Annotated in this window: 34 protein-coding genes and 1 pseudogene; 19 read left to right on the forward strand and 16 right to left on the reverse strand. The window is 53.7% G+C overall.

Annotated elements, in window-relative coordinates:
- Nucleotides 1-23: 23 nt before the first annotated feature.
- From GN111_RS27605 to GN111_RS27620, 4 genes are all read left to right on the forward strand, one after another.
- Entirely contained in the window at nt 24-386 is a 363-nt protein-coding gene (locus tag GN111_RS27605) for a hypothetical protein (protein ID WP_155306836.1), read from the forward strand.
- 207 nt (nt 387-593) lie between these two features.
- Nucleotides 594-1,601: a DHH family phosphoesterase gene (locus GN111_RS27610; RefSeq protein ID WP_155306837.1), complete on the forward strand. Its 1,008-nt coding sequence runs from the start codon at nt 594-596 to the stop codon at nt 1,599-1,601.
- 263 nt (nt 1,602-1,864) lie between these two features.
- Nucleotides 1,865-2,110 carry a hypothetical protein gene (locus GN111_RS27615; protein WP_155306838.1) on the forward strand — a complete coding sequence of 82 codons (246 nt, stop codon included), beginning with the start codon at nt 1,865-1,867 and terminating at the stop codon, nt 2,108-2,110.
- Nucleotides 2,111-2,193: 83 nt separating this feature from the next.
- Entirely contained in the window at nt 2,194-2,598 is a 405-nt protein-coding gene (locus GN111_RS27620; RefSeq protein WP_155306839.1) for a pyridoxamine 5'-phosphate oxidase family protein, read from the forward strand.
- Between the two features lie 80 nt (nt 2,599-2,678).
- On the opposite strand, the gene GN111_RS27625 is transcribed toward GN111_RS27620, so the two are convergent.
- The gene (locus GN111_RS27625) at nt 2,679-4,160 is read right to left on the reverse strand and encodes a BON domain-containing protein (RefSeq protein WP_170302487.1); all 1,482 of its coding nucleotides are present in this window, start codon (nt 4,158-4,160) and stop codon (nt 2,679-2,681) included.
- Nucleotides 4,161-4,405: 245 nt separating this feature from the next.
- On the opposite strand from GN111_RS27625, the gene GN111_RS27630 reads away from it, so the two are divergent.
- From GN111_RS27630 to GN111_RS27660, 7 genes are all read left to right on the forward strand, one after another.
- The gene (locus GN111_RS27630) at nt 4,406-4,672 is read left to right on the forward strand and encodes a hypothetical protein (protein WP_155306841.1); all 267 of its coding nucleotides are present in this window, start codon (nt 4,406-4,408) and stop codon (nt 4,670-4,672) included.
- An 89-nt stretch (nt 4,673-4,761) separates the two neighbouring features.
- Nucleotides 4,762-5,226, forward strand: a complete 465-nt coding sequence (locus GN111_RS27635; protein WP_155306842.1) for a universal stress protein — start codon at nt 4,762-4,764, stop codon at nt 5,224-5,226.
- A 209-nt stretch (nt 5,227-5,435) separates the two neighbouring features.
- Nucleotides 5,436-5,825 (forward strand): response regulator transcription factor, encoded by a 390-nt coding sequence (locus GN111_RS27640; RefSeq protein WP_155306843.1) that lies wholly within the window; start codon nt 5,436-5,438, stop codon nt 5,823-5,825.
- Between the two features lie 147 nt (nt 5,826-5,972).
- Complete coding sequence (locus GN111_RS27645; RefSeq protein WP_155306844.1) at nt 5,973-6,635, forward strand: response regulator; 663 nt, start codon at nt 5,973-5,975, stop codon at nt 6,633-6,635.
- A 53-nt stretch (nt 6,636-6,688) separates the two neighbouring features.
- Nucleotides 6,689-7,975 carry a sensor histidine kinase gene (locus GN111_RS27650; protein ID WP_170302488.1) on the forward strand — a complete coding sequence of 429 codons (1,287 nt, stop codon included), beginning with the start codon at nt 6,689-6,691 and terminating at the stop codon, nt 7,973-7,975.
- 32 nt (nt 7,976-8,007) lie between these two features.
- A complete protein-coding gene (locus tag GN111_RS27655; RefSeq protein WP_155306846.1) occupies nt 8,008-8,550 on the forward strand; it encodes a YIP1 family protein in 543 nt (180 codons plus the stop codon).
- 68 nt (nt 8,551-8,618) lie between these two features.
- The gene (locus GN111_RS27660; protein WP_155306847.1) at nt 8,619-8,840 is read left to right on the forward strand and encodes a hypothetical protein; all 222 of its coding nucleotides are present in this window, start codon (nt 8,619-8,621) and stop codon (nt 8,838-8,840) included.
- A 90-nt stretch (nt 8,841-8,930) separates the two neighbouring features.
- Here GN111_RS27660 and GN111_RS27665 read toward each other — a convergent pair whose 3' ends face one another.
- Entirely contained in the window at nt 8,931-10,337 is a 1,407-nt protein-coding gene (locus GN111_RS27665; RefSeq protein WP_197740434.1) for a UTP--glucose-1-phosphate uridylyltransferase, read from the reverse strand.
- 386 nt (nt 10,338-10,723) lie between these two features.
- Between GN111_RS27665 and GN111_RS27670 the strand changes: the two genes are divergently transcribed.
- From GN111_RS27670 to GN111_RS27680, 3 genes are all read left to right on the forward strand, one after another.
- Complete coding sequence (locus tag GN111_RS27670) at nt 10,724-11,950, forward strand: cation:proton antiporter (RefSeq protein WP_155306849.1); 1,227 nt, start codon at nt 10,724-10,726, stop codon at nt 11,948-11,950.
- A gap of 74 nt (nt 11,951-12,024) precedes the next feature.
- A complete protein-coding gene (locus tag GN111_RS27675; RefSeq protein ID WP_170302489.1) occupies nt 12,025-12,714 on the forward strand; it encodes a MarC family protein in 690 nt (229 codons plus the stop codon).
- Nucleotides 12,715-12,908: 194 nt separating this feature from the next.
- Nucleotides 12,909-13,166, forward strand: a complete 258-nt coding sequence (locus tag GN111_RS27680; RefSeq protein WP_155306851.1) for a hypothetical protein — start codon at nt 12,909-12,911, stop codon at nt 13,164-13,166.
- Between the two features lie 13 nt (nt 13,167-13,179).
- Here GN111_RS27680 and GN111_RS27685 read toward each other — a convergent pair.
- The 4 genes and pseudogenes from GN111_RS27685 to GN111_RS34040 all read right to left on the reverse strand — a co-directional run.
- Nucleotides 13,180-13,503 (reverse strand): annotated as a pseudogene (locus tag GN111_RS27685) (DUF4010 domain-containing protein); the annotation flags it as partial.
- A gap of 15 nt (nt 13,504-13,518) precedes the next feature.
- Nucleotides 13,519-14,448, reverse strand: coding sequence for a universal stress protein (locus GN111_RS27690; protein ID WP_155306853.1), 930 nt, complete (start codon nt 14,446-14,448; stop codon nt 13,519-13,521).
- A gap of 112 nt (nt 14,449-14,560) precedes the next feature.
- Nucleotides 14,561-15,907: an APC family permease gene (locus tag GN111_RS27695; RefSeq protein WP_155306854.1), complete on the reverse strand. Its 1,347-nt coding sequence runs from the start codon at nt 15,905-15,907 to the stop codon at nt 14,561-14,563.
- A 107-nt stretch (nt 15,908-16,014) separates the two neighbouring features.
- Nucleotides 16,015-16,266, reverse strand: coding sequence for a BON domain-containing protein (locus tag GN111_RS34040; protein ID WP_155306855.1), 252 nt, complete (start codon nt 16,264-16,266; stop codon nt 16,015-16,017).
- 281 nt (nt 16,267-16,547) lie between these two features.
- On the opposite strand from GN111_RS34040, the gene GN111_RS27705 reads away from it, so the two are divergent.
- A complete protein-coding gene (locus tag GN111_RS27705; RefSeq protein ID WP_155306856.1) occupies nt 16,548-16,718 on the forward strand; it encodes a desulfoferrodoxin FeS4 iron-binding domain-containing protein in 171 nt (56 codons plus the stop codon).
- 161 nt (nt 16,719-16,879) lie between these two features.
- On the forward strand, nt 16,880-17,257 hold the full coding sequence (locus GN111_RS27710) for a SpoIIAA family protein (RefSeq protein WP_197740435.1): 378 nt from the start codon (nt 16,880-16,882) through the stop codon (nt 17,255-17,257).
- A 161-nt stretch (nt 17,258-17,418) separates the two neighbouring features.
- Here the strand turns inward: GN111_RS27710 and GN111_RS27715 are convergent, their stop codons facing one another.
- The 4 genes from GN111_RS27715 to GN111_RS27730 form a co-directional block, all read right to left on the reverse strand.
- The gene (locus GN111_RS27715) at nt 17,419-18,339 is read right to left on the reverse strand and encodes a SufB/SufD family protein (protein WP_155306857.1); all 921 of its coding nucleotides are present in this window, start codon (nt 18,337-18,339) and stop codon (nt 17,419-17,421) included.
- Complete coding sequence (locus GN111_RS27720; RefSeq protein ID WP_231715580.1) at nt 18,320-19,093, reverse strand: ATP-binding cassette domain-containing protein; 774 nt, start codon at nt 19,091-19,093, stop codon at nt 18,320-18,322. The genes GN111_RS27715 and GN111_RS27720 overlap by 20 nt, the downstream gene beginning before the upstream one ends.
- A gap of 6 nt (nt 19,094-19,099) precedes the next feature.
- Nucleotides 19,100-19,231 (reverse strand): DUF3096 domain-containing protein, encoded by a 132-nt coding sequence (locus tag GN111_RS27725; RefSeq protein WP_155306858.1) that lies wholly within the window; start codon nt 19,229-19,231, stop codon nt 19,100-19,102.
- Between the two features lie 116 nt (nt 19,232-19,347).
- Entirely contained in the window at nt 19,348-19,581 is a 234-nt protein-coding gene (locus GN111_RS27730) for a hypothetical protein (protein ID WP_155306859.1), read from the reverse strand.
- Between the two features lie 472 nt (nt 19,582-20,053).
- On the opposite strand from GN111_RS27730, the gene GN111_RS27735 reads away from it, so the two are divergent.
- The gene (locus tag GN111_RS27735; protein WP_155306860.1) at nt 20,054-20,797 is read left to right on the forward strand and encodes a PRC-barrel domain-containing protein; all 744 of its coding nucleotides are present in this window, start codon (nt 20,054-20,056) and stop codon (nt 20,795-20,797) included.
- A gap of 54 nt (nt 20,798-20,851) precedes the next feature.
- On the opposite strand, the gene GN111_RS27740 is transcribed toward GN111_RS27735, so the two are convergent.
- The 5 genes from GN111_RS27740 to GN111_RS27760 form a co-directional block, all read right to left on the reverse strand.
- Nucleotides 20,852-21,280: an OsmC family protein gene (locus tag GN111_RS27740; protein WP_155306861.1), complete on the reverse strand. Its 429-nt coding sequence runs from the start codon at nt 21,278-21,280 to the stop codon at nt 20,852-20,854.
- A 56-nt stretch (nt 21,281-21,336) separates the two neighbouring features.
- Entirely contained in the window at nt 21,337-21,627 is a 291-nt protein-coding gene (locus GN111_RS27745) for a sll1863 family stress response protein (protein WP_155306862.1), read from the reverse strand.
- A 126-nt stretch (nt 21,628-21,753) separates the two neighbouring features.
- Nucleotides 21,754-21,930, reverse strand: a complete 177-nt coding sequence (locus GN111_RS27750; RefSeq protein WP_155306863.1) for a hypothetical protein — start codon at nt 21,928-21,930, stop codon at nt 21,754-21,756.
- 160 nt (nt 21,931-22,090) lie between these two features.
- Nucleotides 22,091-23,467 carry a dihydrolipoyl dehydrogenase family protein gene (locus GN111_RS27755; RefSeq protein WP_155306864.1) on the reverse strand — a complete coding sequence of 459 codons (1,377 nt, stop codon included), beginning with the start codon at nt 23,465-23,467 and terminating at the stop codon, nt 22,091-22,093.
- A gap of 32 nt (nt 23,468-23,499) precedes the next feature.
- Nucleotides 23,500-23,676, reverse strand: coding sequence for a hypothetical protein (locus tag GN111_RS27760; RefSeq protein WP_155306865.1), 177 nt, complete (start codon nt 23,674-23,676; stop codon nt 23,500-23,502).
- A gap of 80 nt (nt 23,677-23,756) precedes the next feature.
- Between GN111_RS27760 and GN111_RS27765 the strand changes: the two genes are divergently transcribed.
- Nucleotides 23,757-23,978, forward strand: coding sequence for a hypothetical protein (locus GN111_RS27765; protein WP_155306866.1), 222 nt, complete (start codon nt 23,757-23,759; stop codon nt 23,976-23,978).
- Nucleotides 23,938-24,699 carry a hypothetical protein gene (locus GN111_RS27770; RefSeq protein ID WP_155306867.1) on the forward strand — a complete coding sequence of 254 codons (762 nt, stop codon included), beginning with the start codon at nt 23,938-23,940 and terminating at the stop codon, nt 24,697-24,699. The genes GN111_RS27765 and GN111_RS27770 overlap by 41 nt, the downstream gene beginning before the upstream one ends.
- On the opposite strand, the gene GN111_RS27775 is transcribed toward GN111_RS27770, so the two are convergent.
- Nucleotides 24,696-25,727: a hypothetical protein gene (locus GN111_RS27775; protein WP_155306868.1), complete on the reverse strand. Its 1,032-nt coding sequence runs from the start codon at nt 25,725-25,727 to the stop codon at nt 24,696-24,698. The genes GN111_RS27770 and GN111_RS27775 overlap by 4 nt on opposite strands.
- Nucleotides 25,728-25,792: the final 65 nt, after the last annotated feature.

Consider the following 25,792-nt stretch of genomic DNA (forward strand, 5'->3'; position numbering starts at 1 on the left):
GCAAATCTTTTTCAGGGGGGAACATGGCTCAGAAAAATCCACTTATCGGCAGGTGGCAATCCAACAAATCAGAAACGATTCAAGAAATGAAAGGGTGTGGTGAGTATACGACCCGTCAAATCTCCTCGATAACATCGAAGGTTCCTTTTGGTGAGTTGTCGTTGACGATCAATGCAGATACGATTACCTCATTTTTTCAAGGTTTCGTCGATATCGATAAATACAAGCTCCTGGACGTCGAACAAGATTTGGTCAGGATCGAGTTTCATAATAAGCTGAGTGAAGAAGATGAGATCATGCCAATTCAGGTCCGGGGCAGCAGAATGTGGATGCCTTCTTCCTTGGTTAATTTTAGAGAAGTCTTTGATCGAAGACACCCCGCTTGAGTTGCCTGCAACCCCTCGGATTGGTTTTTTACGCCGCAGAGCACCGGCGATCATCAGCCCCCTCTCTCCTTTCGAATGGTGCGTTTTTTTCGAACCACGATGGTTTGCCTGCCTTGCCATCGAAGATTATGGGCGCTTCACCCCATATACACAGCGCGATGAAATGAATTATACTGCTCCGAGTTGAATGGCTCAGGAGGTAAATCGATGCATGCTCCATTTGGCAAAACGGTTTCCACGCTCAAGAAGGTCCGGAAACTGCAAACCGCCGCCGGCCCGGGTGACAGCATGGCCATTCTGGTGAATGCCGATCCGGACGCGCTGGCATGCTCCCTGGCGCTCAAACGTCTCTTCTGGCGCAAGGTGCAGCCCATCCACATTTTTCGTACCAACCGCATCGATCGGGCCGACAATCTTGCCTTCGTCAGGCTGCTCGCTATTCACAGCCGCCATATCCAGCGGTTCAAAAGATCCGCCTACCGCAAATTGGCGCTGGTGGACTCCCAGCCCGCGCACCACAAGCGGTTTGCGGCCATTGATTTTGACATCATCATCGATCACCACCCGCGGACCGAAGGACTCGACGCGCGCTTCATCGACATCCGGGAAGAATACGGGGCCGCCGCTACCCTGTTGACCGAATACCTCAGGGCCGCCAGGATCAAACCCTCTTCGCGCATCGCAACGGCCCTGTTTTACGCCATCAAAACCGATACCGACAATTTTATCCGACCGACCGTGGCTCGGGACATGATTGCCTTCCGCTACCTCTACGACTATGCCGATCTGAATATCGTCAAAAAAATCGAGTCCTCCGAAATTACCCGAAAGACGCTGTCCCGTTTTCAAAAGGCCCTGCAACGCCTCCGTTTTGTCAATCAAATCGCAACTGTTCACATGGGGCAGGTCAACAATCCCGACACCCTTGTCCAGATCGCCGATTTTTTCTTCAAGATGGCCGAGGCCTCTGGCAGTGTTGCCTCGGGAATCAGCGGCAGCCGGCTCATCGTCGTCATCCGCAACGCCGAACTTCGGCACAACGCCGGTAAAATGGCCCGGGATCTTTTTGGCGATGTAGGTTCCGCCGGTGGCCACAAGGACTCCGCCAGGGCTGAAATTCCCTTGAATCGCCTTGATTGCGGTTCAGACCGGGACTCAGACTGCCGCCAATTTGTTTTCGATCGCATCAAAACGGTATCCTGGGAAGGCCGCTGATATTCTTTTTATATCTCTTCCCAAAAGGGAGCCGCAAAAATTCGGCACCCGTTTGCTGCACGCAGAGACAACGGAGGAAAGAATACACTTGCCTGAAGCTTGAATTACGGTGCGTCCCCCATTCCCTTTGTCTTGAATGCAGGCTAAATTGATCCGCATCTGTTTTACTTGTGAGAACTTATTATACATGAACAGATCGCGTAAACATGAACGAAGAAAGGAGAGTCTTATGCAGGAGAAAGAAAAATACAGAGCGGAAATCGATGCCAGACTGGTTCAATTCGGTGAGACCCTGCTCGAGCTTAAAACCAAGAAAAAAACTCAGGGATTCGGTGCAGCCCACCCTGGATCTCGATACCACGGAAAACAAACACAAGGAGGCGGCCGCCAAGGTTACGGCCTTGGATGCCTCTGACGGTGAGAATTGGAAGCACTTGAAATCTGACCTGGACAGCCTCATGATCGATATCGAAAAGGATTTGAGGCAGGCCCTGGCTTATTTCGGATAAAGCGTGGCGGATGGGTTTCCGTTTGCGAGAAGGGGCCTCACCCGCCCACCATCCCAATTTTTTTAAAATATAAAGGAGGCGACATGGAAAGAAAACAGGTCATGGCCATGTTCAACAAAGAGACACGCATCGGAGCATTGGCCACAGCCAATAAGCAGGGAGAGGTGAATGCGGCCGTTTTCGGTTCGCCCCGCATGATCGATGAAGATACCGTGATTATGGCCATCGGCGATAACCGCTCCTACCGGAACCTTCAGGAAAACCCCAAGGCCAGTTTCATCGTGGTCGAGCCGGGGCAGGCCCCTGCAACATGGAAGGGGGTTCGGCTGTACCTGGAGGTCGATTCGATGGAACGCTACGGTGAATTGCTGGATTCATTTCGGGAAAAGATCCGTGAACTTGCCGGAGACCGCTCCGCCAATGCGATTGTGGCGGCGATCCGTTTCAAAGTGACCGAGGTGCGTCCGCTGATTGCACCGGGAGGTTGACGGTTGACCCCCTGAAATATAAAGGGGGCAATCGTGGGAAGGTATATGATCGCTGCTTATCCGTCCGGGCTTTTTTCAGGTCAACGCCAAAGTCCCAGCGCCGCATCCAGGCCGGATGGGCCAGGCTTTTCCATGAATCGTTCGGCAAACGTCCCGCCGCCATTCAACGCCAGTTGGGTTTGCACCGTTTGTGCGCCCCCTTCGAAGGCATTCTGGACGGCAATGCGGCCGACAAAGCGGTTGGCCACCCCACCTTTGAGAAGGGCCCGGCCGTTGGTCACGGTTACGGTGATTCGATCGCTGTCTACATAGGGGCTCCAGAACAATTCATCTTCAATTGCCGACTTGATGTCGCTGTCTTTTTCGCTTGCCGTTTTCTCATCCGGTTGGACTTTTATGCGGTTTTCGACGGTGAGCACCCCGTCGATCTGGGAGGCGATATTCTCCGCCCGGATTTTCTGCCCCATGGTTTTCACCGAGCCAGAAAGGCGCACATGGTTGTCTGCCACGTCGACACCGAGATCGAGGGGATGCAATTCGGCATCGCGCTTAAAAACGTCCCGGATCATACTTTCGACTTCCGCGTCGGTGGGAAAGGCCCGATAACGCAGGTGGAGCTGGTTGTCCACCTTCCAGACCCCGGTGGTATTGAGAGCGTCCGCCTCGGCCGCCCGTTTGGCATACAAGGTGTCCACAACACCGGACAGGGTGACGACGCCGTTGATTACAGACACGTCGGGGTTGGCCGCGTTCACCCGTGGATCCATGAGAAGGGCGTCCTCCACTGCCTTCAAAATCGTCTGGTCGGACTGTTGGATATAGGGAGAAGGGCGCTGCATAGTTTCCTTTTGAGGCCATTTTGCGATCAGCTGGCGATCCTCCACGGCAACCACACCGGCCACCCAGGCATTTTCGGCGGCGCGGCGTTTTTCCGCGGCAGTTCTAACGTATCCTTCCAAGCGCACCCTGCCACCGGTCACCGCCACATCGATGCCTGATGCATCGACATACAGATCGGATTGCAGACGTTTCATTATGTCCATTTGAATCGTCTTGTCGTCTCTGTGTCGCCCGGGGATGACCACGATTTGATTTACGATCTTCGTTGCACCCCTGACAGACATGGCCCTGCGTTCGGCCAGCCGGCTGCGCACCCAGGAATCCACCGTGCCCTGCAGGGTCACGACACCCTTTTCGACGGCAACCGTGTTCTCCCCGATCCCCAGGGATGCGGAGCGCGCCAAGGCGGCGCGGACATCGCGAGCGACAGCGTCGTCTTCTCGCAGGGCAGGTACAACGCGGGTGTCGTCGATCACCGCACGCACTCCTCTGACGCTCTCGGCGATGCGCGCTATCTGGTTTTTTTGCAGCAGGTTGTCTGTGGAACCGGACAGCATGACGACGCCGTCGTTCACATGAATCTCGACGTTTTCGGCCGAAACAGCGGTTTCAGCGGCAAGATAGCGCTGGATGACGCCGCGGATCTTGCCGTCATCAATGGGCGGTGCCGCCGCTGCCGCCTGCGCCAGAAAAACCGTTGTCAGAAAGACCGTCAGAAGCATGCGGACAGCCCCACCTTTCCTGCTGTGTGTTCGACACCTTCGGGTTGTGGGAAAAAATCTTTTTGGACCAGATGGTTGAATCATCGGCATTCTCCTTTCCTGCCCCGGCGGCCAACCGGGAAAAGCAAATCCGGTTTGGGTCGTAAGGCCGGGCAATCGTCCCACGAAGCGACGGGTAGTATTCTCATGATGATTCTTACAATAGCGTCCCGACGGCATCGGTATAAATAGGGGAGTCACGGTATTTGGCTGCCAAGACCGGCTTATTCCGCGGCCGTCGAGGTGCCTTGAACGGCTTTTCCATCCTCGTAAAAAGGCAACTACTTGATGAACCCGTAAAAAGTACCAGATTCGTCATGCCGGACTTGATCCGGCATCCAGAACCAACTGAAATTGCTGGATTCCGGCTTACGCCGGAACGACGAAAAGATGAAAATTTCGACTTTTTACGAGACGGTCAACTACTGGCGGTTTTGGCCTTTAATGGGGGATTCCCGTTATTGGCCGACTGACTGCCGGATGGTATAATCTCACCATAATCCAGTTTGACAAAGAATGGGAGGCGTCCTCATTTCAACCATTAGAGAAAGGAGCGCATCAGATGAAAAATATCGCCAAAATCCTTTGTCCCGTAGACTTCAGCGAACCTTCCCATGCGGCCCTGGATTCGGCCGTAGACCTGGCAGAGCGCTATTCCTCCGAAATTATCCTGTTCCACGCCATCAGCCAGATCGATCCGACACCGACTCCCTCCTACACCATGACCAACCATCTCATGGATCAGGTTCACCTGTTTCTGCAGGAGATGACGGAGAACGCGCACAAGGCCTTGAAAGACTTGATCGACAACCATATCGCCGGCCGGGTGGCATCGAGGCAGTTGGTGGAAATCGGTGACCCGGCAACCAGCATCGTCAACGCGGCCAAAGAGGAGAAAGTGGACCTGATCGTCATCGCCACCCATGGCAGAAGCGGAATCAAGGGATTTTTCTTTGGATCCGTCGCCGAAAAAGTGGTGCGGACCGCCGAATGTCCAGTGCTGACAACGAGACTGCAATCCGACTGATGCCTCCGGCCAGAAAACCGCCGGCGGAAGGCTTTGAACCCGTCCCGTCGAAAACCCATGGCAAGCGGTTCCCCTTATTAAAAGGCTGCAAAGGTTGCTCCCAATATCGGCCCCGACGAAAACAATTAGGGTCTATACCCCATTGCTCAACTGGGATGTCTTCTATAACGTTGTAGGACAAGGGATAAAACCACTTGGTGAGAACAGCCATGTCAAGCCGTCAAAAGATTTTGATTCTCGACCCCTCTCCGATCTTTCGTAATACACTGAAAGAGGTGATCCAGACCACGCAGCCCCATGTGGATATCGACGAGGCCGGTGATGCCGAACAGGCCGAGAATATTCTCAGCCAACGACCCGTGGACGCGGTGTTTCTGGATATCGCCCTTCCCGGAAACAACGGTATCCCATTTATCGGCCGAATCAAGCGCCTGGTTCCACGGGCCTGCATTGTCGTCTTGAGCAGCCATGATTCGGCCGAGTACAAGGAAGCCTCGATTCAAAAAGGGGCCGATTATTTTATTTCCAAGGATCGCTCCGGCGGGTTGCGTCTGCTCGATGTCATCGATGAAGCCATTCGAGGACGAGAGATCGCCTGATATTGCAATCCGTGGTTGGATCGGGTTTGCCATTCAACCTGATTTGGGTTAAACTACGTCATCTACCATTGTAAACGGCATTGCTTTTTTCCTCTACCGGTTTTTCGACCGAAATGTCAGCGAACCAAACATCGGAAGGGCAACCCATTGGACCGCAAGCATCATATTTTCATCGTCGAAGACCACCAGTTGTTTCGTGAAGGGCTTAAATCCATGCTGAACGGCCGGGAGGATTTCGAGGTCGTCGGGGAGGCGGAAGACGGCCTGGAAGCGGTGCGGAAAATTCGAAAGCTGAAGCCGGATCTGGTTTTGCTGGACCTTTCCATGCCCAAAATGGGCGGTATTTCCGTAATGAAAGAGGTCAAACGGGAATTGCCGGATACACGGATTCTGGCGTTGACCATTCACGAGTCCGACCAGTATGTTCTGGAAGCGTTCGAAGCCGGAACCGACGGCTACTGCATCAAGGACGCCAGCCGGCAGGAACTGATACTCGCGGTGGACAGTGTACTGGCGGGCAAAACGTACATCAGTCCGGGCATTTCGGGTCAGGTCATGGAAGGATATATCACCGGAAGGAAAAAAATGAAAAAGCACTCCCGCTGGGATACCGTTACTCAACGGGAGCGGGAGGTGCTGAAGTTGCTGGCCGAAGGTCATACCAATAACGAGATTGCCGATTTTCTCAGCATCAGCGTCAAAACGGTGGAAAAACACCGTGCCAATCTGATCGGAAAGCTCGATCTGCATAATGTCGCCCAGTTGACATCTTACGCCATCGAAAAAGGGCTCATAGAGCCGAAAACCTGAACAGTTCGAAGTGCCGCACTGGCATTCCAATGTCCTGGCAGGAAGTCTGCGTGGTGAAAACGTTCTTCCTTCCACCGGCTTGCCCTACCGGAGTAAAAGACCTGCTTATGCCCGAACCGATCCATCAAACTGTACCCGATGAGGGTGACGTCATCGATTTTAAAATCGAAGCCCCTTATTTTCAGGCACTTTACAACGCTCCCGTGCCGGTTCTCATTACCCGGGAGGACAGTCGGCTACTTTTGATCAACCGGGCCATTCAGGAGGCGACGGGGTTTTCAGTTAAAAATCTTGCGACGATTCGGGACTGGGTTGAAAGACTCCAGGTAAAGTGTACGGAGGGGAACGAGAATCCTTTCGCCGATCTTTTCGAACCGGAAGGAACATTGCGGCCCTCTCGCGTAACGGTCAGAACAAAAAGCGGCGAGACATTGATATGGGAGCTGTTCAATGCACCCCTGGGCCGTATGGCCGAGGGCCAGCGCCTGGTCATCACGATTGCCTCGGATGTAACCGAGAAGATCAATCACCAGCAGCATCTGGAAAATGTGATGGATCAACTCGAAAAGGAAGTGTCCAGACGGACCCGGGACCTGAATTTAACCATCGAGGCGCTGGAAAAGGAGATTGCCGAGAAAAATCGCATGAGCGATGCCTTGACCCTTTCCCGGGAACGATTGACACAGATGTCCCGACGCACCTTGCACGCGCTGGAAGCGGACCGACGAACGGTATCCAAAGAATTGCACGACAGCATCGGCGCCAGCCTTGCGGCCATCAAATTCAGCCTCGAAGAAAAAGAGATGAAACGGGATCATAACGATGGTCGGCTGGAAGATTCACTGGAACAGGAAATCGCTTATCTTCTATCGACAATTAAAGAGACCAAGCGTATTTCCGCCAACCTGCGCCCCACGACCCTCGACGACCTGGGACTGATGGCCACCATCCAGTGGTATCTGAGGCAGTTTCAGCGCATGTACGGTAATATCCGCGTCGATTATTCCGCAGCCATCACCGAAGACGATGTTCCCGAACCGATGAAAATCATCATCTACCGCATCATTCAGGAAGGGCTCAGCAATGCCGAAAAGCACAGCGAAGCTCAATCGGTTCGCCTGCGCATGGAATTCGCCGACGAAAGGCGATCCATTTCCCTGCTCATCGAGGATGACGGCCGGGGATTCGATGTGAAAAAGGCGATTTCCAAAACAGACCCTTTGAGCGGGTACGGTCTGACCGCCATGCGAGAACGCTGTGAGATCTTCGGCGGCTCCTTTCGCATCGAATCCCGGATGGGTGAGGGGACCCGGATCCATGCAATTCTTCCCGTAAAATGATACCGATCTAGTTTTTTTATAAGGAGAAAAACATGACATCTTTTTTCAATCGCATCGTGTTGTCCGCAAGATTGAATCCAGGCATTTATGAAGAGGTTGAAGCGGACCGGAGCGCCATGGGGCAAGCGATAGCCGTGGTGATCTTGTCCAGTGTGGCCGCCGGTATCGGCAGCCTGCGTTATGTGGGAACGTCAGGCCTTGTATTGGGGACGCTTTCCGCCTTGCTGGGCTGGTTCATTTGGGCGGGCATCACCTACTTCGTGGGCACCCGACTTTTGCCGGTGCCCGAAACACGCGCCGACTATAGCGAATTGCTACGTACCATTGGATTCGCCAGTTCTCCCGGGATCATCAGAATCCTGGGTTTCGTCCCCGGATTGATGAACACGGTCTTCTTCGTCGCCGGTATCTGGATGCTTCTGGCCATGGTGATCGCCGTTCGCCAGGCCCTGGATTACCAGAGCACCTGGCGGGCAGTGGGCGTTTGTCTGATCGGCTGGATCATCCAGGCAGTCGTGATCGCATTGTTCTTCAATTTTGCCGGTATTTCTCCGGTCGAACAAGGCGCTGTCTGAGGCGCCGTCCAATTATTAAACAGTCGAGAAGAGACAAACCCATTTTTTCAAAGGGAAAAGAGGAGCCCATGAAGCCTGTGGTGACCCTGCAACTGGAAGAAGACACCGTTCGATTCACACCCGATGGCAGCATCGCTGTTGTCGATGCCATTGGTGCATTGAGTCAATCCCCGCGTCCGGAAATGATCTGGAACGCCCTGAGGCGTGATCATCCGGAAGCTGCAAGTCTTTGTGCTGACTTCAAGTTTTCCGGCGATCAGGCCGCTTCGGTGGCTGATAGCGAAAGCTGAGAAGTGATTCAGGCGCTTCTTTTGGATCATCTGTTGGAGACCGATCCAGATTGATTCCGCTTTTTGCCCCTATTCATTGCCGGTAGGGATTCAGACGCGCAAGGTGCCTTCAAGGCTGCGATGAGGTTCCATATCATATGTTCCATCGTTTTCGTTGAGAAGTTCGACCCCGCCTTTCAGCCGAACATCGTTCCCGAAACGAATGTCTCCATCGATAGTCAAGGATTCGCACTCCAATAAGGACGGCGCCCCGCAGGGAAAGCGATACTCGAACTGGTCGATGGACTTGTAGTATGCCGGGTCCAGACGGATCTGCACGCGCCGGTCGGTTTTGCGCTTTGGGTTGGGAACCAGCCGGTACCGGCTGGTGAGTACGTAGTGATCCGAACGGAGGGCAAGCAGGTCGTTGGTGGATTTTACCGGGATGAAACGCCTACGGGGAACGCGAATCGCACCGACCTTGTCGAATACCGAAATCGCGGCGCCCACGGCCGTTTCCAGTTGGTAAACCGGCAGTGAATCCGGATCCCTGGGATCCAAAGTCTTGCGGTTGCGGATCATGGGCAGTCCCAGAATCCCTTTTTTGCGTGCCAGGATTTTTTTAAGGGCAGGCAGATGAATCCAGACATTGTTGGTGTTGAAGAACTTATGGCGCCGGATGTCCTGAAAAGTCCTGACGTCGGCTTCGGGTGTCTGGGCAATTTCGCGCAGCACCAGTCCGCCCGATTTCATTCTGGCCAGATGACCGCCCTTCTTGTCCGCGTCGGTGCGGTCGGCCGCCTCCATCATGAAGGACAAGCCGCTTTCAACGAAATATCCCAAAATGGCCGGATCCAGCACAGCTCCCAGATTGTCGGCATTGGATACGAATGCGTACGCGTAGCCGGCCTTGAGCAAACGGTCGAGCATGCCGCTGGACAGTAAGGCGGGATACAGATCCCCATGTCCCGGTGGACACCACTCCAGGTGCGGGTTGTCGGCGTGATGCATCGGCCCCAGGTCCCGTGCCGACACTTTGGGGATTTTGTGCTGCAGAAAATCCAGAGGGACCGGCTGCCTTTTCAAATGGGAATAGCCGGAAAGCGCTTTCCGCGTGTCGTCCTGGGTCGAAAAACTGTTCATGAAAATCACCGGTGGTTCTGCATCCAGTGCAAGGGCCTGACGGACGATGATGTCCAGAAAACTCAAGCCATTTTTAACCTGTAGCAGGCTTTTGGCCTTTTGCATGCCCATGCTTGTACCCAGGCCGCCATTGAGCTTGATGATGGCCGCCCGATGCATGGCCCGTTCACCGGCGGCGACCCGTTGGTCTGTGCCCAGTTTTTCCATTTCGGGGAGGGTTTCGATCGGTTCGATTTCCGTTTCCGGAAGGTTGCCGGTCTGCCCTGCCACCAACTGGTCGTAGTAATGTTTGAAATGGTCGATGACAAGCTGTGGCAGGTTCTCGTCCTGCATTTTCCTGAATAGCGGTTCGAATCCTTTGTCTCTTCGTCCCATGTCCGTTCCTTTCTGCATAGAATCAATGGCCGCACCGAAAAAAACGTATTTTCCCCGTGATGATAACGGTAACGTATATCGGACCATGCGTTGACCGTATGGGGCATTGACCGTAATTCGCGTAATTCGGGCAGGTATATCGGTTCCCTTTCCTGATACAATTCTTTCAACAGCTCAGTATCGGACTTTTTACACCCTTACTTTTCCTTACATACCGAGCATACCCCATTAACAACCTCAGTCGAACCGGGATAGAATAAACAGATTATTGAGTAAGCTTGAGAAATACGCGTGAACAATTCGACCTATATTTTCGATTTATCGGAAACGCTGTCTTCACCGCGGTAGGGACTCGCGCAAAAGACAGAAAGGAATGAGGCCAAATAATGGAAATCCTGTATGTTTTACTGATACTTTTAGTGATCACACGCGCTTTCGGAGAAGTTTCCGTTCGTCTGGGGCAACCGGCACTGGTCGGAGAACTTCTGGCAGGCATTGCCTTAGGTGCCGTCATCCGACTTTCGCCGGATGGCTTTCCGGTGATGCATGGCATCGTCGATGATGAGGTCTTCACGGCCATTACCGACTTGGGTATATTCTTCCTGATGCTCATGGCGGGACTTGAAATGCGGCCAAAGGAACTGGCAGAACAGTCCAAAGGGGCCATGTTTATTGCTCTGGGCGGATTGATGATCCCCCTCTTGGCTGGATTTTCAATCGGCTGGATGTTCCTTCCACCTTCCGATGTCCGTTTGGCCCAGGCCCTTTTCATCGGTACGGCGCTATCCATAACCGCCGTTCCGGTGGCTGCCAAGGTGCTGATGGACCTTGACCAGCTGGGATCAACCGCCGGTAAGATGATCATCTCCGCCGCGATTGTGGACGATATCCTGGGCCTGCTGCTATTGGCCGTCTTGACCGCCGTCATCCAGACCGGAGAGATGCCGGATGCAGCGGGTTTGCTGTGGCTGGGCGGGCAGATCGCACTGTTTCTGGTCATCGTGACAACGATCGGACGCTACGTTTTGCCTTATCTGGAAAATGCATTTAAGAGCAGCATGAGTGAAGAGTTCGAATTCAGTATACTGCTGGTTGTGGCTCTCGGTTTTGCCGTGCTTGCGGAAATGCTGCATATGCATTTTATTCTGGGAGCCTTCGCGGCCGGCCTTTTCTTTACCAAGCGCACCCTGCCGGAAGCGATGTATCGGGCGGTGAAGCAGCGTACGTCGGGAATCACAACGGGTTTCCTGGCGCCGATCTTTTTTGCCTCCATCGGATTGCACCTGGATCTGGCCGCATTTTCCAACATCCCCCTGTTTTTGGCAATCCTTATTGCCGTCGCCATCGGCTGCAAGCTGATCGGCGCAGGTCTGCCGGCCTATTGGGTGGGGCTGTCCGCCAGGCATTCGCTGGTTGTCGGGATCGGTATGAGCGGCCGGGGGGCGGTGGAACTGATCATCGCGGATATCGCCCTGCGGGCCGGTCTCTTTTCTCAGCCGACGCCCGCGCCGGCCATCGTGGCCAATCTGTTTTCAGCCATCGTCATTATGGCCGTCGTCACCACCTTGATGACACCCATCGGTCTGCGTCTGGTCCTGGACCGAGATGGATGAAAGGGATAGGAAAACCATAGATGCAATGGGCAACTACGGCTTTTGGCCGATTGCCTGACATCGGAAATGGGTGCATGGCAATGAGTGTCGATTGGGATCTGATTTCAAATTTCGCCATCGCGATGCTGGCGATCATCAACCCGGTAGAGAAGATTCCTCTCTGGATCAAGGCGTCACAGGGCGGCAAGAGCCGGTTTCAATGGTTTCTGGCCGCACTGATCATTCTATCCTGTGCCCTGATCCTGTTGATATTTCTCTGGTTCGGCCAGTACCTGCTGCTGAAGCTGAAAATCGATCTCGCCAGCTTCAAAATTGGCGGTGGTTTGATTCTGCTGCAGTTTGGTTTCAGCATGCTGAAGGGCAGGGCGGTCCAGCTCGAAGATGACGAGCCGCAGGCCTCTGAAGCGCTCAAAGAACGGGTATTGAAGCGATACAGCCAGGTGTTCATTCCCATTGGCGTACCGGTAATCGCCGGACCCGGGGCCATTACAACCGTCATCATCTACGGGTATCAAAGTCGTTCACTGCAGACGGACCTTCTTTTAAGCCTCACTGTAATCGGTGTGCTGGCGATTTTGTACCTCATCCTGCTGGTCAGTCCCATTATCAGAAAAATCATCGGCGATCTTCCGCTCAACCTGATTTCAAGGGTCTTCGGAATGATCCTGATCGCTATTGCCGTGCAATTCATGGTCGAAGGGCTGGCTGCCGTCTTTCCGGGATGGATTGCACCCGGTCCTTGGCCGGCCGCCGGAAAATTGTGAATCAACGCAAATCTCAGATTCTTTCCGAAATGAACCGCTTATGACACCTTTCCCTTATGAGATACATGATCGACCCCATGGCATCGGTCGGTCAGGCATGCTAAATTTAAAATAAAATGAATGTGATGGTAATTTTCGAATGTCTCATCATGTTGCACAGGAGTTGAATCACCCAAAAAAATGAAGGGGGTAATATGTTAACCCGTGAAGCGCTTTGTCTGCACATCCGAGAATTGTATCCCGATATCGGTGCCTGTGGAATCGATGTCAACGTGGAGCACGACGATCAGAATGACCGCTGGACCGTCTATCTCAGGAAAGACGGGAAGCAGCTCAAGACATATCTTGAACCTGGAGATGCCGAAGGGTGCATGCAAGGAAAACAGTGCGTCAGTTTAGGAATTGAGATCAACCAGCTGAAGGACAGCATCGATCGGATGCCGAGCCGGTAGTTTTTCGATCCGCTTACAGGAAAATGAGGAGTGCCGGCAGTGCGATGCAGGAGAAGCAGAGCATCGTCATTCTGAGCATCTTGATGTCTCCGATGAAGGCGACAATCGCCAGTTTGAAAGCCAGGTTGGCGACAAAGGCGATGAGTATGCTGATTCCCGCCTGGTACAGACCAAGCACATCTTTTCCGGCCAGCCGGGAGTTAGAAAGCGTTATCACATCCACATCGGTCAGTCCTGAAATCAAAGCGACATCATAGACGCCTTTCTCGCCGGAAATTTCCTTTCCGGCGGAGACCGATACCAGGACCACAGCATAGATCAACCCGAACAGAAGGGCCTTTTTTAACTCTGCCTATATTGAAATGTCTTCAAGGGATCTTAAACCTTCCGGGTCCGTGATCGAAATCACCGGACAAGCGGAACGAAAGGAAACCCGTTCCACGGCATTGCCTGGATACCATTTGCCCTTCTTTTCTTTGGTGTGCGAGCCCATCACAATCAGATCGGCGTCTGATTTTTCGGCGCATCTCAGGATTTCCTCATGGGGCAGGGCACCACCCCACACACGATACTCATGATCCACGCCCCGGATCTCGTCGTGGCAGAAATCCCGGAGGCGTCGATTGGCGGATTTTACATCCGCTTCGTAGTTATCCTGGGAGTACCGGGTGTCCGGAGGAACCGGTACCATGTGGAATAGCGTCGCCTTTGCCTTGAGGGTACGGGACAGCCGGGCGGCAAACCGAAGCGCACTTTTGCACGACATCGAGAAATCGATGCCCACCAGAATCCGTTTGAATTTCAGTTGCTCCGTGGAGGTGGGTCGGTTCACGATCATCACCGGGCATCTTTCCCACATGAGCACCCCCTCCACGCTGCTCCCGATGTTAACGGAGACCCGAACAACACCCTTTTCTTCGGCTCTGGAGGAATGCGGCCCCATGACGATCAAGTCGGCGCGGATGCGGCTTGCATACCGGCTTATTTCGTGCCATGGAAGCCCGATGGCGACCTCGATATGGCACGTTTCGCCATCCGGCAGTTCTCCGGCGCAGCTTTCGGAGATCTGTTTCCTGACGTTCTTCCGGTAGTCCGACGTAGCCGGCATCTCTTCTCCTGTTCGATAATGCTGCACGATATCCCGATTTTTCCTCGAAGCGGACTCGAGGACATGGATGATATGCAGTTTTGCGCCGTTTGCATCCGCCAGTCGAGCAGCGGTCACCACTGCAGCATCCTGAACCGAGACTCTGTCCGTTGCAGCCAATACGTTGGTAAACATAAAATCTCCTTTATCGGGTAGGTTGTGCCAACCCCATCGTTCCAGTAGAACACTGCGGCGGTACCCCTGGCGCCTTGGCACCGAATCGCCCCGGTTTTTGCAGCGTTGGGGTTTATCTCCTATCTTTGAGGTAAAAAACGGCACCACCGAGAACAATCCACACCACGGCCACGGCCCAGGCAACCCGGCTGACCTGTACCAGCCACAGGGACAGGACGATGCCGGCGGTGATCCCCACGCCCGGAAGCCAGGGCGACAAGGGCACCCGGAAGGGGCGTTCACGGTCCGGCCAGTGTTTCCGCAAACGAACCACCGTTGTGCAAACCATTAGAAAAACCAGCAAGAACATGATGTTGGTACTGGCGGCGATATCTTCAATGGGCAATGCCAGCGTCATGGCGACCATCAGAGAACCAACCGCGGCGATTGCCAGATGAGGTGTTTTCCTCGTCCGGTGGACGCGGGCCAGCGCAGACGGGAGGTCACCGGCTCGTCCCATGGCATAGGCGATGCGGCTGGATCCATAGATGGTGGCATTCAATGCGCTGGCCGTACTGGCCAGGCCCGCAATCAACAAAATGATTTTCCCCCGGGGTACGAATTGTCCGGCGGCCTCCATCAGGCCGAGTTCTTGCAGTCCACCCAGGTAGGCGGCTACCGTTTTTCCGTGGGGAGGCGTGACCGCTCCAAGCAGGACGACGGCGACCAGGATATAAAGAGACATGGCGACCAGGATGCTAAGAAAAATGGCACGGGGAATCGTGGATCCCGGTTTTTTAACCTCTTCGCCGGATTGGACGATGATTTCATACCCCTCGAAGGCGACAAAGGTAATGCCCATGGCGCTCATCAAGCCACCGAGTCCCTGGGAAAAAAACGGCCTGAAAGCAGACAGACGGTCGTTGCTTTGGAACAGAACGCTCAATCCGAGTGCCACCACGATCAGCAAAATGGCTACTTTCAGTCCCGTGATCCACACTTCGAGTTTTCCGGTATGTTCGGATCCGCGGTAATTGATCCACAGCAGCAAGGCCAACACGCCCACCGACATCGCTGTGGCGAAAAAAGCTGGCGGCCGGTGGGCGGTGAGTTCGATTACAAGCTGTCGGGTAAATGATCCGAATGCGGCCGCATACAGCGAGCAGGCGATCAGCTGGGCGAAAGCGCTCATCCATCCGGCGAAGAATCCGAAAAACGGTCCAAGTCCCGGTTTGGCCCAGACATAGGCCCCTCCCGCTTCGGGCATCATGGTGGCCAGTTCGGCGTAGCAGGCGCCTACGATCAGGGCAATGACGCCGTTGAGCGCAAATGCCAGGATCAGGGCGGGACCGGCTTTCCCGGCGGCCATGCCCGTAAGCACAAAGATGCCGGCACCGATCATCGCCCCGACACCCAGCGCTGTCACGCTGGGTGTACGCATGGTGCGGGCGAGATTTTTCGATTGTTTCGTGTCGGACATGGTTATCCATCGATTGGGTCAGGCGGCCGGTACGGCCAATACCTTTTCGGGTGAAGATTTCTTCCTCTGCCCAGCAGCAGTAGACCGTAAGATCACCGGTAGAAGAATCACTGAACAATCAGCCGGTTGTTAACGATGGCGGCGCCGCCTTCGCAGGCGTTTTCGGTGGCGGCCTTGAATTCTCGCAGCGAATCTACCGTTCCGGTCAAGGTTGCCTTGCCTTCCTCGACACGGACCTGGATATCTTCACCGTTAACGAACGGACTCCAGAAAAATTCGTTTTGAATATCTTCTTCGATCCGGTGTTCAACGCGTTTGACTTGGCATTCATTTTTAAATTCAACGGGAGCAAAGTAAATGGGGGGAACGCACTATTTTCGCATATGTGCGAACCCATGGAAACCGGATGGCCGCCGATGTCGACCAATGTCGAAAGGGTCGGAATCGGTTCCATCGACGCAAACCTGGCGCTACCCTGTTGGACCAGAGCAATCGATCCATATTTATGGATATACTGACGGGAAAGTTTGTAAATAGAGGATGTCCCCCATTGTCGTTTGGTCTACAGCGGGTAGAATGCTTTTAGTCTCAAGTTTTTTAAACGGGGCATCGGCCCTCAACCCAAAAAAAGGAGGATTTCATGGGAGCGGTAAAAGATGAGATTTACAAATGCGAAACCTGCGGGAATGTCGTCCTTGTATTAGAGGGCGGCGACGGTGACCTGGTGTGCTGCGGAGAGAACATGCACCTGTTGACGTCGGATGAAGCCAAAGCATTTTCCGACCGTATGGGCAAACCCGGTTCGCCGTAATTGAACACCTTATGGTTGATGGATATGGATACAGGTGCCGGCCCGTAAATCATTCGCCGGCACCTGTTTCTTTTTTAATCTGTCCATAACGCCGGGCATCCTGGCCGGGGGTTGGTCCAAAGATCCGGCTTGGCTATTCTCAATCAAAAAAGGAGGCTGATATGGCGATCGGTTTTGACGAGATACAGCTTGAAAAAACGGAGAAGGGCGCCATTGTCACGCTCACCATCAAAAAAAAGCTGGATAAGGAAGATTACGAGACCTTCGTTCCCATGATCGAGCGTCAGATCGAAGCCGGCGCACCTATCCGTTTGCTTGTTGAACTGAAGGACTTTGAAGGTTGGACGGCGGGCGCCCTGTGGGAAGATACCAAGTTCGCCGCCAGACATTTCAAAGACATCGAACGGATGGCGGTAATCGGCGAGTCCCGGTGGGAAAAGGGCGGCACCTTTTTTTTCAAACCGTTCACCGCTGCCAAAGTCCGCTATTTCGACAACCGGGAAATGGAGCGCGCCCGCCAGTGGATTCTCGAAGATTGATCCGGATTGACGCTTACACCCGCTGAACCCATGCCGGGGAAACCGTTTGGAAACCCTCGACCATAAACGGCACGGGTTCCAGCTGGTTTTCATTTTTACGGCTCTTTGAAACACGTTGGAATTGCCGGTAGGCTCATCCCTGTGGTCCTGCCCGCTGCCCGTCAGGCCAAAAAACCCTGGATGATCCGATTTACGGCCTCGTCATAGGTGAGACCCAGGCTCATCAGTTTCGTGAGTTGGTCGTTTGCAATTTTTCCGATGGAAGCTTCATGGGTCAGTTCGGCATCCGGGTGTAAGGCACGCAGGGCCGGAACGGTCTGGTTGTTGCCGTTGCCCATGAGGATGGCGTCGCATTCGATGTGTCCGTAACACTTGGCGTGGGCCGTAAGGTTGACGTAGAAATCCTGCTTGGAATCGTCTTTGAGAACCGAACGGGAGATGATGTTCGACCGACTGTCCGTTTCCAGCAGTTCGATCTCGTTGGTGGAGGTCGCACTCTGCTCGCCGTCGGTCATCACGCGCTCGGTCATCAACAGAACACTGCGGCTGGCGATTCTGGCCCGGTTAAAGCGCTTGGCCTCGTCGGCGCCGCCCATTTGAGTCAATTCCATTTCGGCTTGCGCATCTTCTTCCATCACCACTTTGGTGGTCGGATTCAATGTGCGTTTGCCGCTGCCTTCACCGATGGCAAGGTGTTTTTCCACATATCTGATTTTAGCCCCGGCTTTGATCCGAAATTCGTGAACGCCCGAATGCCCTTCCGATTCGGGACCGCCGCAGTGAATCCCGCAGCCGGCAACAATCGTCACATCCGAATTCTCGCCGATAACAAAGGTGTTGTAGACGACATCGTGCAGGCCCGATTGGGACAGAATAACCGGAATATGGACGGATTCGCCGACGGTTCCCGGCTTTACGTCGATAATGATGCCATCTCTTTTGGCATTGGTCTCGATATTGATGTTCGCCGAAACCTCCCGCCCCAACAGCTCACCGTTCTTGCGGATATTATAGGCCCCTTTGGGGATGGTTTCGAGGTCGGCCACTTCCGCCAAGATTTTTTTATCGATAGCATCGAGCATCGTTTTCTCCTTCGCATGTGTCGCTGAATGAACAGACGCTTAAATCCTCCAGCATCGGCATGGCGCCGTCAAGATCGCCGACATAGGCAATCCTTCCATCTTTGACCAGCAGAAGCGTTTCGGCCGCTTCGAGAAAGGCCCTGTTATGGCTGACGACAATGGTGGTGGTCCGGTGTTCCTTTTGCTCCCGTTTCAGCAGCTCCACCATGGGGCCGATGGTCCACAGATCGATGCCGGTGTCCGGCTCGTCATAAATCGCCACCTGCGGCTGAGAAGCAATCACCGTTGCCAGTTCCATCTTTTTGATCTCGCCGCCGGACAGTTTGCTGTCCACCGGTTTGTCCAAAAAATTCATGGCGCACACGCCGACCCGCGCAATGATATCCACCAGCTTGTTCTCGTCATCGGTGTCCGCTGCGATGGAGAGCAGATCCCGGAACGACATGCCTTTAAACCGTGCCGGGTGCTGAAACCCATACACGATTCCAGCCGCAGCCCGCTCATGGATGGGCAGGGTGGTGATATCCTTCCCATTGAAAAAAATCCGTCCCTGAGTCGCTGGATGGATGCCCATAATGAGCTTGGCAATAGTGGTTTTTCCCGACCCGTTGGGTCCGGTAATAGCGTAAAATTGGCCCGATTCGAACGTAAACGTGAGATTGTCGATAATTGTCCGCTGGGGTGTATCTTCCGGGCTTTTTTCCGTCGTTGGAACCTTGAACAGAAGGTTGCGAAGTTCAAGCATGATATTCATTCTCTCCTATAGGTGCAGCAGGCCGATGATGCCCGCGAGAATCAGATAAATGGCGACGATGTAGTTCAACAGCCTTGGAACGATCAGAATGAGCAATCCGGCCAGGATCGAAACAACCGGCAGTATTGAAAAAGGCATGTAAGCATCCTCCCTTCTCATCAGGATTGGTATGTGAAAGGGGGCCTGGTATTGAAGTGCCGACGACCACGGAGATGGCCTTCTCCAACCCAGTAATTCGACGATAGACGGTATTGTCAAACGCCCCGCTGGGCCTCGAAGCACTTCCTTTCCACATACCCGGATGTTTTTGAATCGAAAACCGCCTCGTGCTCATGGATCCATCGAGGCGGCCCCTCCCAGGCACCACAGGCAATCACCACGGGATCGCCCAGGTTGAACGGCTCACCGCAGGCTCTGCAGGTTTTGTGCTGCATCAATTTTTCACGGTCCATGATGCCTTTTCCGGGGCTTTGTTTTCTGAATTCCATGATTGCCTCTCCTTCGACCATACGGTCATTTTCGTTTGTTTGGGTTTTGCTTGTGCCGCCGCTTGCCGTTCTGCTGAATCTTATCCTATCGCATGGCCGCCCGGGCAGGTATGGGGTGCATCGCTTAGTTCTGTTTCAGGAGGGATGGATTTACATTTGACGGGCGAACGCGTTTTCATCAAAAGTCTGTAGGGTTGGCTCATTGATCGTTCGATGGTCTATTTTTACCATCTCATTGAGCTGTTTAGCCGCCGTCGATACCCGCGGCATCTTTACCGGCCGGATATTGTCCCGGTCACGATTCGAATAAGCGGTACTGAAACCGCGCTTTGTGAATGGGCAACAAGGCCTCGACAAATGCATGCTAAACCCCATTTGCAGCCATCGGTCGTCTCGATAGTATCGAGGTGTTGCATTCGTTATGTGTCGGTTAAACCCGTAAGATTTTGGTTACCCGGAAAGGAGGAAAAAAATGCTGCGCAGTTTGAAAGACATCCGAGGATACATATTGAGCGCCCTGGACGGTGAGATCGGGTGCTGTAAAGATTTTTTGTTCGAAGACCGCGCTTGGGTTGTCCGCTATATTGTGGCCGATACCCTTAAATGGCTCCCCGGCCGTAAGGTGCTGATTTCTCCCATGGTGGTTGGCGATGCGTCTGCTTCGACACGACAAATAAAAGTAGGATTGACCAAAGAACAGATCAAAGCGTCTCCCCCGCTGGACAGTGCCGCGCCTGTGTCTCGCCAATACGAAATCGCCTACAGCAGACATTACGCCATGCCTCATTACTGGGGCGGGTCGGCGAAGTGGGGTTCACACGCTTATCCGCACCTTTTGGCCAAAGAGGCGGCGGCGACGCACCTTCCCACGGAAACCGATGCCGATTGCAACCTGCGGTCGGCCCGCGAAGTATCCGGATACCGAATCCAGGCCAAGGATACCAAAATCGGCCATTTGGACGATTTGATCATGGATTACCTGTCCTGGACCATCCGTTACCTGGTCATCGATACCAGCAACTGGCTGCCGGCTGCAAAGAAAGTTCTGGTTGCGTGGGATTGGACCGGCCTGGTGGACTATAAACGAAGTCGAATTATGGTGAATCTGGACAGCAACCAGATCAAGGAGAGCCCCGAATACGATCCCCGCAAACCGGTCAATCGGGAACTGGAGACGGTTTTATACGATTATTATGGAAGACCTTATTACTGGTAGCCCCGGCGGCTGCAGGCCGCCGCGTTTGCAAACGCCAAACGGATCGATCGACGATCAGGTTTTCAGCACCGCGACAAGGTCGATACTCGCACCGGTCAGCAACTGGGACACCGGACACCCCTTTTTGGCCATTTCAGCCTGTTTTTGAAACTCCGCTTCATCAATACCGGGTACCTCGGCTTCGCTTTGCAACAGGATATGGGTGATTTTAAACCCTTCTTCTACCTGATCGAGGGTAACCGATGCTTGGGTCTGGATCTCTGCGGGGGGATAGCCGGCCTTCTCGAGCAGCATCGAGAAGGCCATGGAAAAGCACCCGGCGTGTGCCGCGGCAATCAACTCTTCCGGGTTGGTGCCTTTGGCACCCTCGAAACGGGTAGCGAATGAGTAGGGCCCTTCAAAGGCGCCGCTTTCTATTTTGATCGTGCCACTTCCTTTTTTCAATGTTCCTTTCCATCTGGCACTCGCGTTTCGTTTTTTCATTGCAGTCCTCCTTTGATACGGTTTTGGGTCAATCGTGTTTGTTCTTGTCTTTTCATTTACCGAAACCTGGACTGAGCGGAACGCAAGGCCTCACCGAGCGAATCGGCCGCGCGCTCGAGCCCTTCCTTCAAATCGTTCCATGCCTCCGAACCCCCTTTTCGCATCTTTTCCAGTTTTTCTTCAGCCGCATTGCGCTGGTTCTTCAATGTTTCGAGCTGATCCTGGTAGCTTACCCGCGCATCGGCCTCCTTTTGTTTGGCCTGGGCTTCCAGTTTGGCGATGTCGGCGTTCCACTCATCCAGTTTGGCTTTCATCTTTTCCACGTATGCATCTCTGGTGTCACTCATGATCGTTTCCTTTCCGGTCTATCCTTGCCGTCGAACAAGCCGGCAAACGGTTCATCAAACGAAAACGGCGCTGGCCGAATCGATCCGCGGCAGCGCCGTTTACAGATTTACGAAATCTGAATAAGACTACCGGTCCAGTTCTCGTTGTCTCTTCTCTCTGGCCGGCCTTTCCTTGCTCAAGCAGCCGGAGCCTTCCTCTCGATTCTTGTCGTAGGTGTAGGCCCGTCCACTCCTGACGGAAAGCTTGTCCATGGTTTTCTGACGTTCGCGCTTGCCTTCGATGATGCGGTCTTTTTCGGTCATTTGATTTCACCTCCTCGCATTAGTTGCCAGCGGTCATTTGCCGACGCGCCGGGTTAAATTTATCGTAACGCATACCATACGGGAATGGGGTACATCGCGTAGTTGTGCTTCAGGAGGTGTGGATTTGCCTCGATATCATCTGCTTACCATGAGGAAAAGGTCACAGAAGTGGCTTGAGCATGTAGATGATATCGCTTTCCCTTGACGGGTAGGGCGTCATGACGCTCTGACGGTGGAGTTCGTTGGCGGGAATCCGGTTGTGCATGGCCAGGGTGAAGGTGTTGATCAGGCCGGTGGCGTTGTCGGACAGAATGTGGGCGCCTAAGATGCGGCGATCCGTTCTGCCGATCATGACCTTGAACGCAGCCGATTTCATGCCCACGCGCCTGTAGGTCGGCCAGCCGAGTTCTTTGCCAGCGCTTTTCTCATAGTCAATGCCATCGTCTTTCAGTGTATCTTCGGTGGCACCAACCATTCCGTACTGCGGGTAGGTGAACAGCACGGCCGGAACGGCGGTATAATCCATGAAGGTTTCATAGCCGTTGTCTTTGCAACTGCTGACAATGTTGGCGGCGGCTGTTTGCGCCTCGGCGTCGGCCACGCGGGCCAGCTGAACGGTCGCGGCGCAGTCGCCCGCGGCAAAAATGCCGGGACTGGTGGTTTCCATTTTCTCGTTGACCGTAATTCCGCGCCGCGAACTCTGAACATCGGCACGATCCAGCGCCAGATCGGTAATTTCCGGTTCCCTGCCGGCACCGTGGACCACCAGATCCGAATCGAAGCGTCGGCCGTCTTCCGTCCGGACGGTGAACGACGACCCGGTCTGCCCGATGGAAGTAATGTTCACATCGTTGTGGATGGCGATGCCGGCTTTCGCCGATGCATCGGACAGCAGTTCGACCATTTCTCCATCGAAGGGCCCTAACGGGCGCGGTCCGGCTTCCAGAATGGTGCAGCGAATCTCCTCGGAACCCAATCGTGCGGCAAAGTGGGCAAATTCGAAAGAGATGAAACCGCCGCCGACAAAAACGATCTTTCGAGGCAACCGGTCCAGTTCCAGAAAATCGCTGCTGGAAACCATCAACTGGGCGCCGTCGATGGGCAGTTTCATCGGAGCTGCACCGGTGGCCAGGATCGTGAACCGTGTGGCGATTCTACGACCATCCACGGATATCGTCTTGGGATCAACGAATCGGGCATGCCCCGGTATGAAATCGATGCCGGCCTTTTTGAGGCCATTGACCGTGTTGGTGGGAACCTTCGCAGTGAAGCGGTTTTTGGCCTCCTTGAGCTGGGACCAGCTGCCCAATGCCGGGACCGTGATGCCGAGATCGGTTAAATGACGTGAGCGAGCCACCGTTTCGGCGCCTTCATAAAACCACTTTTTGGCCTGGCATCCGCTCAGCGCGCAGGTTCCTCCCGGCTGCTGGCCGTGCTCCACAAGTCCCACCGAAAGGCCGTTGCGGTTGAGTTCGTAGGCGGCGGCCTGGCCGGCAGTGCCGGAACCGATTACAAGCGCATCGTAGGTGCTAGTCATAAGGCCCTCGCTTTATTACCTGCAAAAGTTTTCTAATACGCGTTGAGCCGTTGGAGCCGTTTACGGGCCGCCTGGCGAACGTCTCGGTCCGAATCGTTTTGGACAACCTTCATCAGCAATTCCTTGTTCTCTTCTTCCATAATCGCTCTCTTCCTGACTTTCGGGTTGGATCGAGCAATTTTGGGCAGAAAAAGATCGCGAAATTTCATGACTTCATCACCTCCTTATCATTGTAAACAGAATCTTATCCGGCCCTATGCGCGTCATCAATAGGGTGCGGACAGTATTTGTGGCCACTTTGCCGGCCGGAGAGACCCAGCGCATCGTCAGGCGAATAGGCGTTCGATTGAAAAACGATGGTTACGACCAGGATTTTGCCCCGAAATACAGGATTCACCTGATTGCCTTCGGTGGGGGCTTTGGTATTTTTGGCCAATCGATTCATTTTCTGGAAATGGAGATACTTGCCAATGGGGTTTTTTCCATGCTGGAGCGAATCTCTCCGGAATAATTTTTTTTCTGAATTCACCCAGGCGACCCGGGGCGCATTGGCTTCTGGCCCGGCCAATTGCGGTTTCATCCGCAAGAAGATCAAACCGGAGCTGCCGACCCATTCCGGCAGTCCTCCTGTGCTTTCCCGCTGGCGTCCCGGCTCCCGCGTCTCATGGATTTTGCGGCATTGGGGCAGGCTCAGCGTTTTTCTGTCCTTCCTGCTTTTTTTTCAGATTGCGGCGACAGGGGTTGTCCGGTGCGTACAGGCTTCTTCTTTGAACCTGCGTCTCAATAACAACCAACGGCTGTTGCAGATTGAGGCCCGGAATGTCGATCTGAAAGAGATATTCTCGAAACTCGCCGAAACCGCCCACATTACTATCGAGTACCCTGTTTCCCTGCAGAAGAAGGTTACCATGAAAAGATCGGACATCTCCATAGCAGATGCCTTGAAAGAGATGCTAAAGGGAATCAATCACGTCATTTTTTATTCCGGAACCCGTTCACAAAAGGCTCGGATTTCCAAAGTCTTGGTATTCAACGAATCGGAGCCGCGCAAACCACTCAGCAACAGGGAAAAGCGCCTGGCAAGAAGAATCCAATCCTATAGAAAGCAAATCGATACGTTACGGCTTCGATTGTCTTCGGTCGATTCCGGCAGCAGCAGGGGAAGACGGTATTCGAATCGGATCCGCCGGCTGGAAAAAAGCATTCAACGGCTTCAAAGACAGATCTACTAACCTTCATCAGGGGGCGTTTCGACCCCATAGCGGGCTTTGGCTTCGGCTTCGATCCGGGCGAGGTCGAGTCCCAAGTCCTTTATAGGCGAGATCAGGTCCATGTGGTATTTCTGGGAGCGTTTCCCTGGGTTTGTGGCGCAGTAGGTTCGCAGTACGCCGACAACTTCATTTCCGTCATGCGCGGCGAAGATATGGTCCGTAGTGAAATCTGTTTTTTTTCTTTTGATTTCAACGAGAAGTTTGTTGTTTACCCTTTCAAAAGTAAAAGTGCTGAATTCTCCGAACCTGCCGATTCCCAGAATCCGGATCAGTCCCGTCAAACTGTTGTCTTTATAGCGCGTATCGTGACAGACAATCACAAAGGGCGGATATAAGACGGTTCCGTCCACAACGCTTGAGTGCTCCTGGGCCGTATCGAGACGTTCGGCATACAATTTCAGGCGCCGCCGGGACAGATTGAATTCCGTTTTGCAATAGGCGAAATACATGTGTGGATCTGTAAGGCCGATGGAGACGCAGGTGCTGATCCGCGTCCGGGAACCATAAGGAGGGTCCATATAGGTCGGACAGTGGCTGCGGACGATATCGTTCGAATCGATATCGATCGGGATCTTAAGGCCAATCTTCCTTTTGCGTTTAAACGCCGCTGTCTTGAACGTGTAAATGCGCCGTGCCGCCCGCGCAAAAAAACCGCTGTCCAGATTTACGCTGTTAACCACTCCATCCGGGAACAGAAGTGTCGCATTGTCGAATTGCAGGCTTTCTCTGATCTTTTCTCGAAATCGGGTTTCATCGAAGGACGCCAGGGGGCGATAGGTGATTTCCCGCTCGTCGACATCCTGATAGATCAGACCGCCCGGAATGAAAATTGCGCCCTTGTTATCCAGTTTGCCGGTGGCGCCTTCTTCCAGCTTTTCCGGCAGCTGCCCCTGCTGCAGGCAAAACAGCATTCGCCACAGGCTATCCGTGCGGATCGCAATGAGTTCTTTGAACAAGATGGTGCTAATAATTTCCTTTTTTGGGGGCATTCTCGAATCCTTATCGCGGGTTTTGCCTGTGACAACCTTAGCTTACGCCTCTTCTGGAGTCAAAT

The sequence above is a fragment of the Desulfosarcina widdelii genome, assembly GCF_009688965.1.
GTDB lineage: Bacteria > Desulfobacterota > Desulfobacteria > Desulfobacterales > Desulfosarcinaceae > Desulfosarcina > Desulfosarcina widdelii.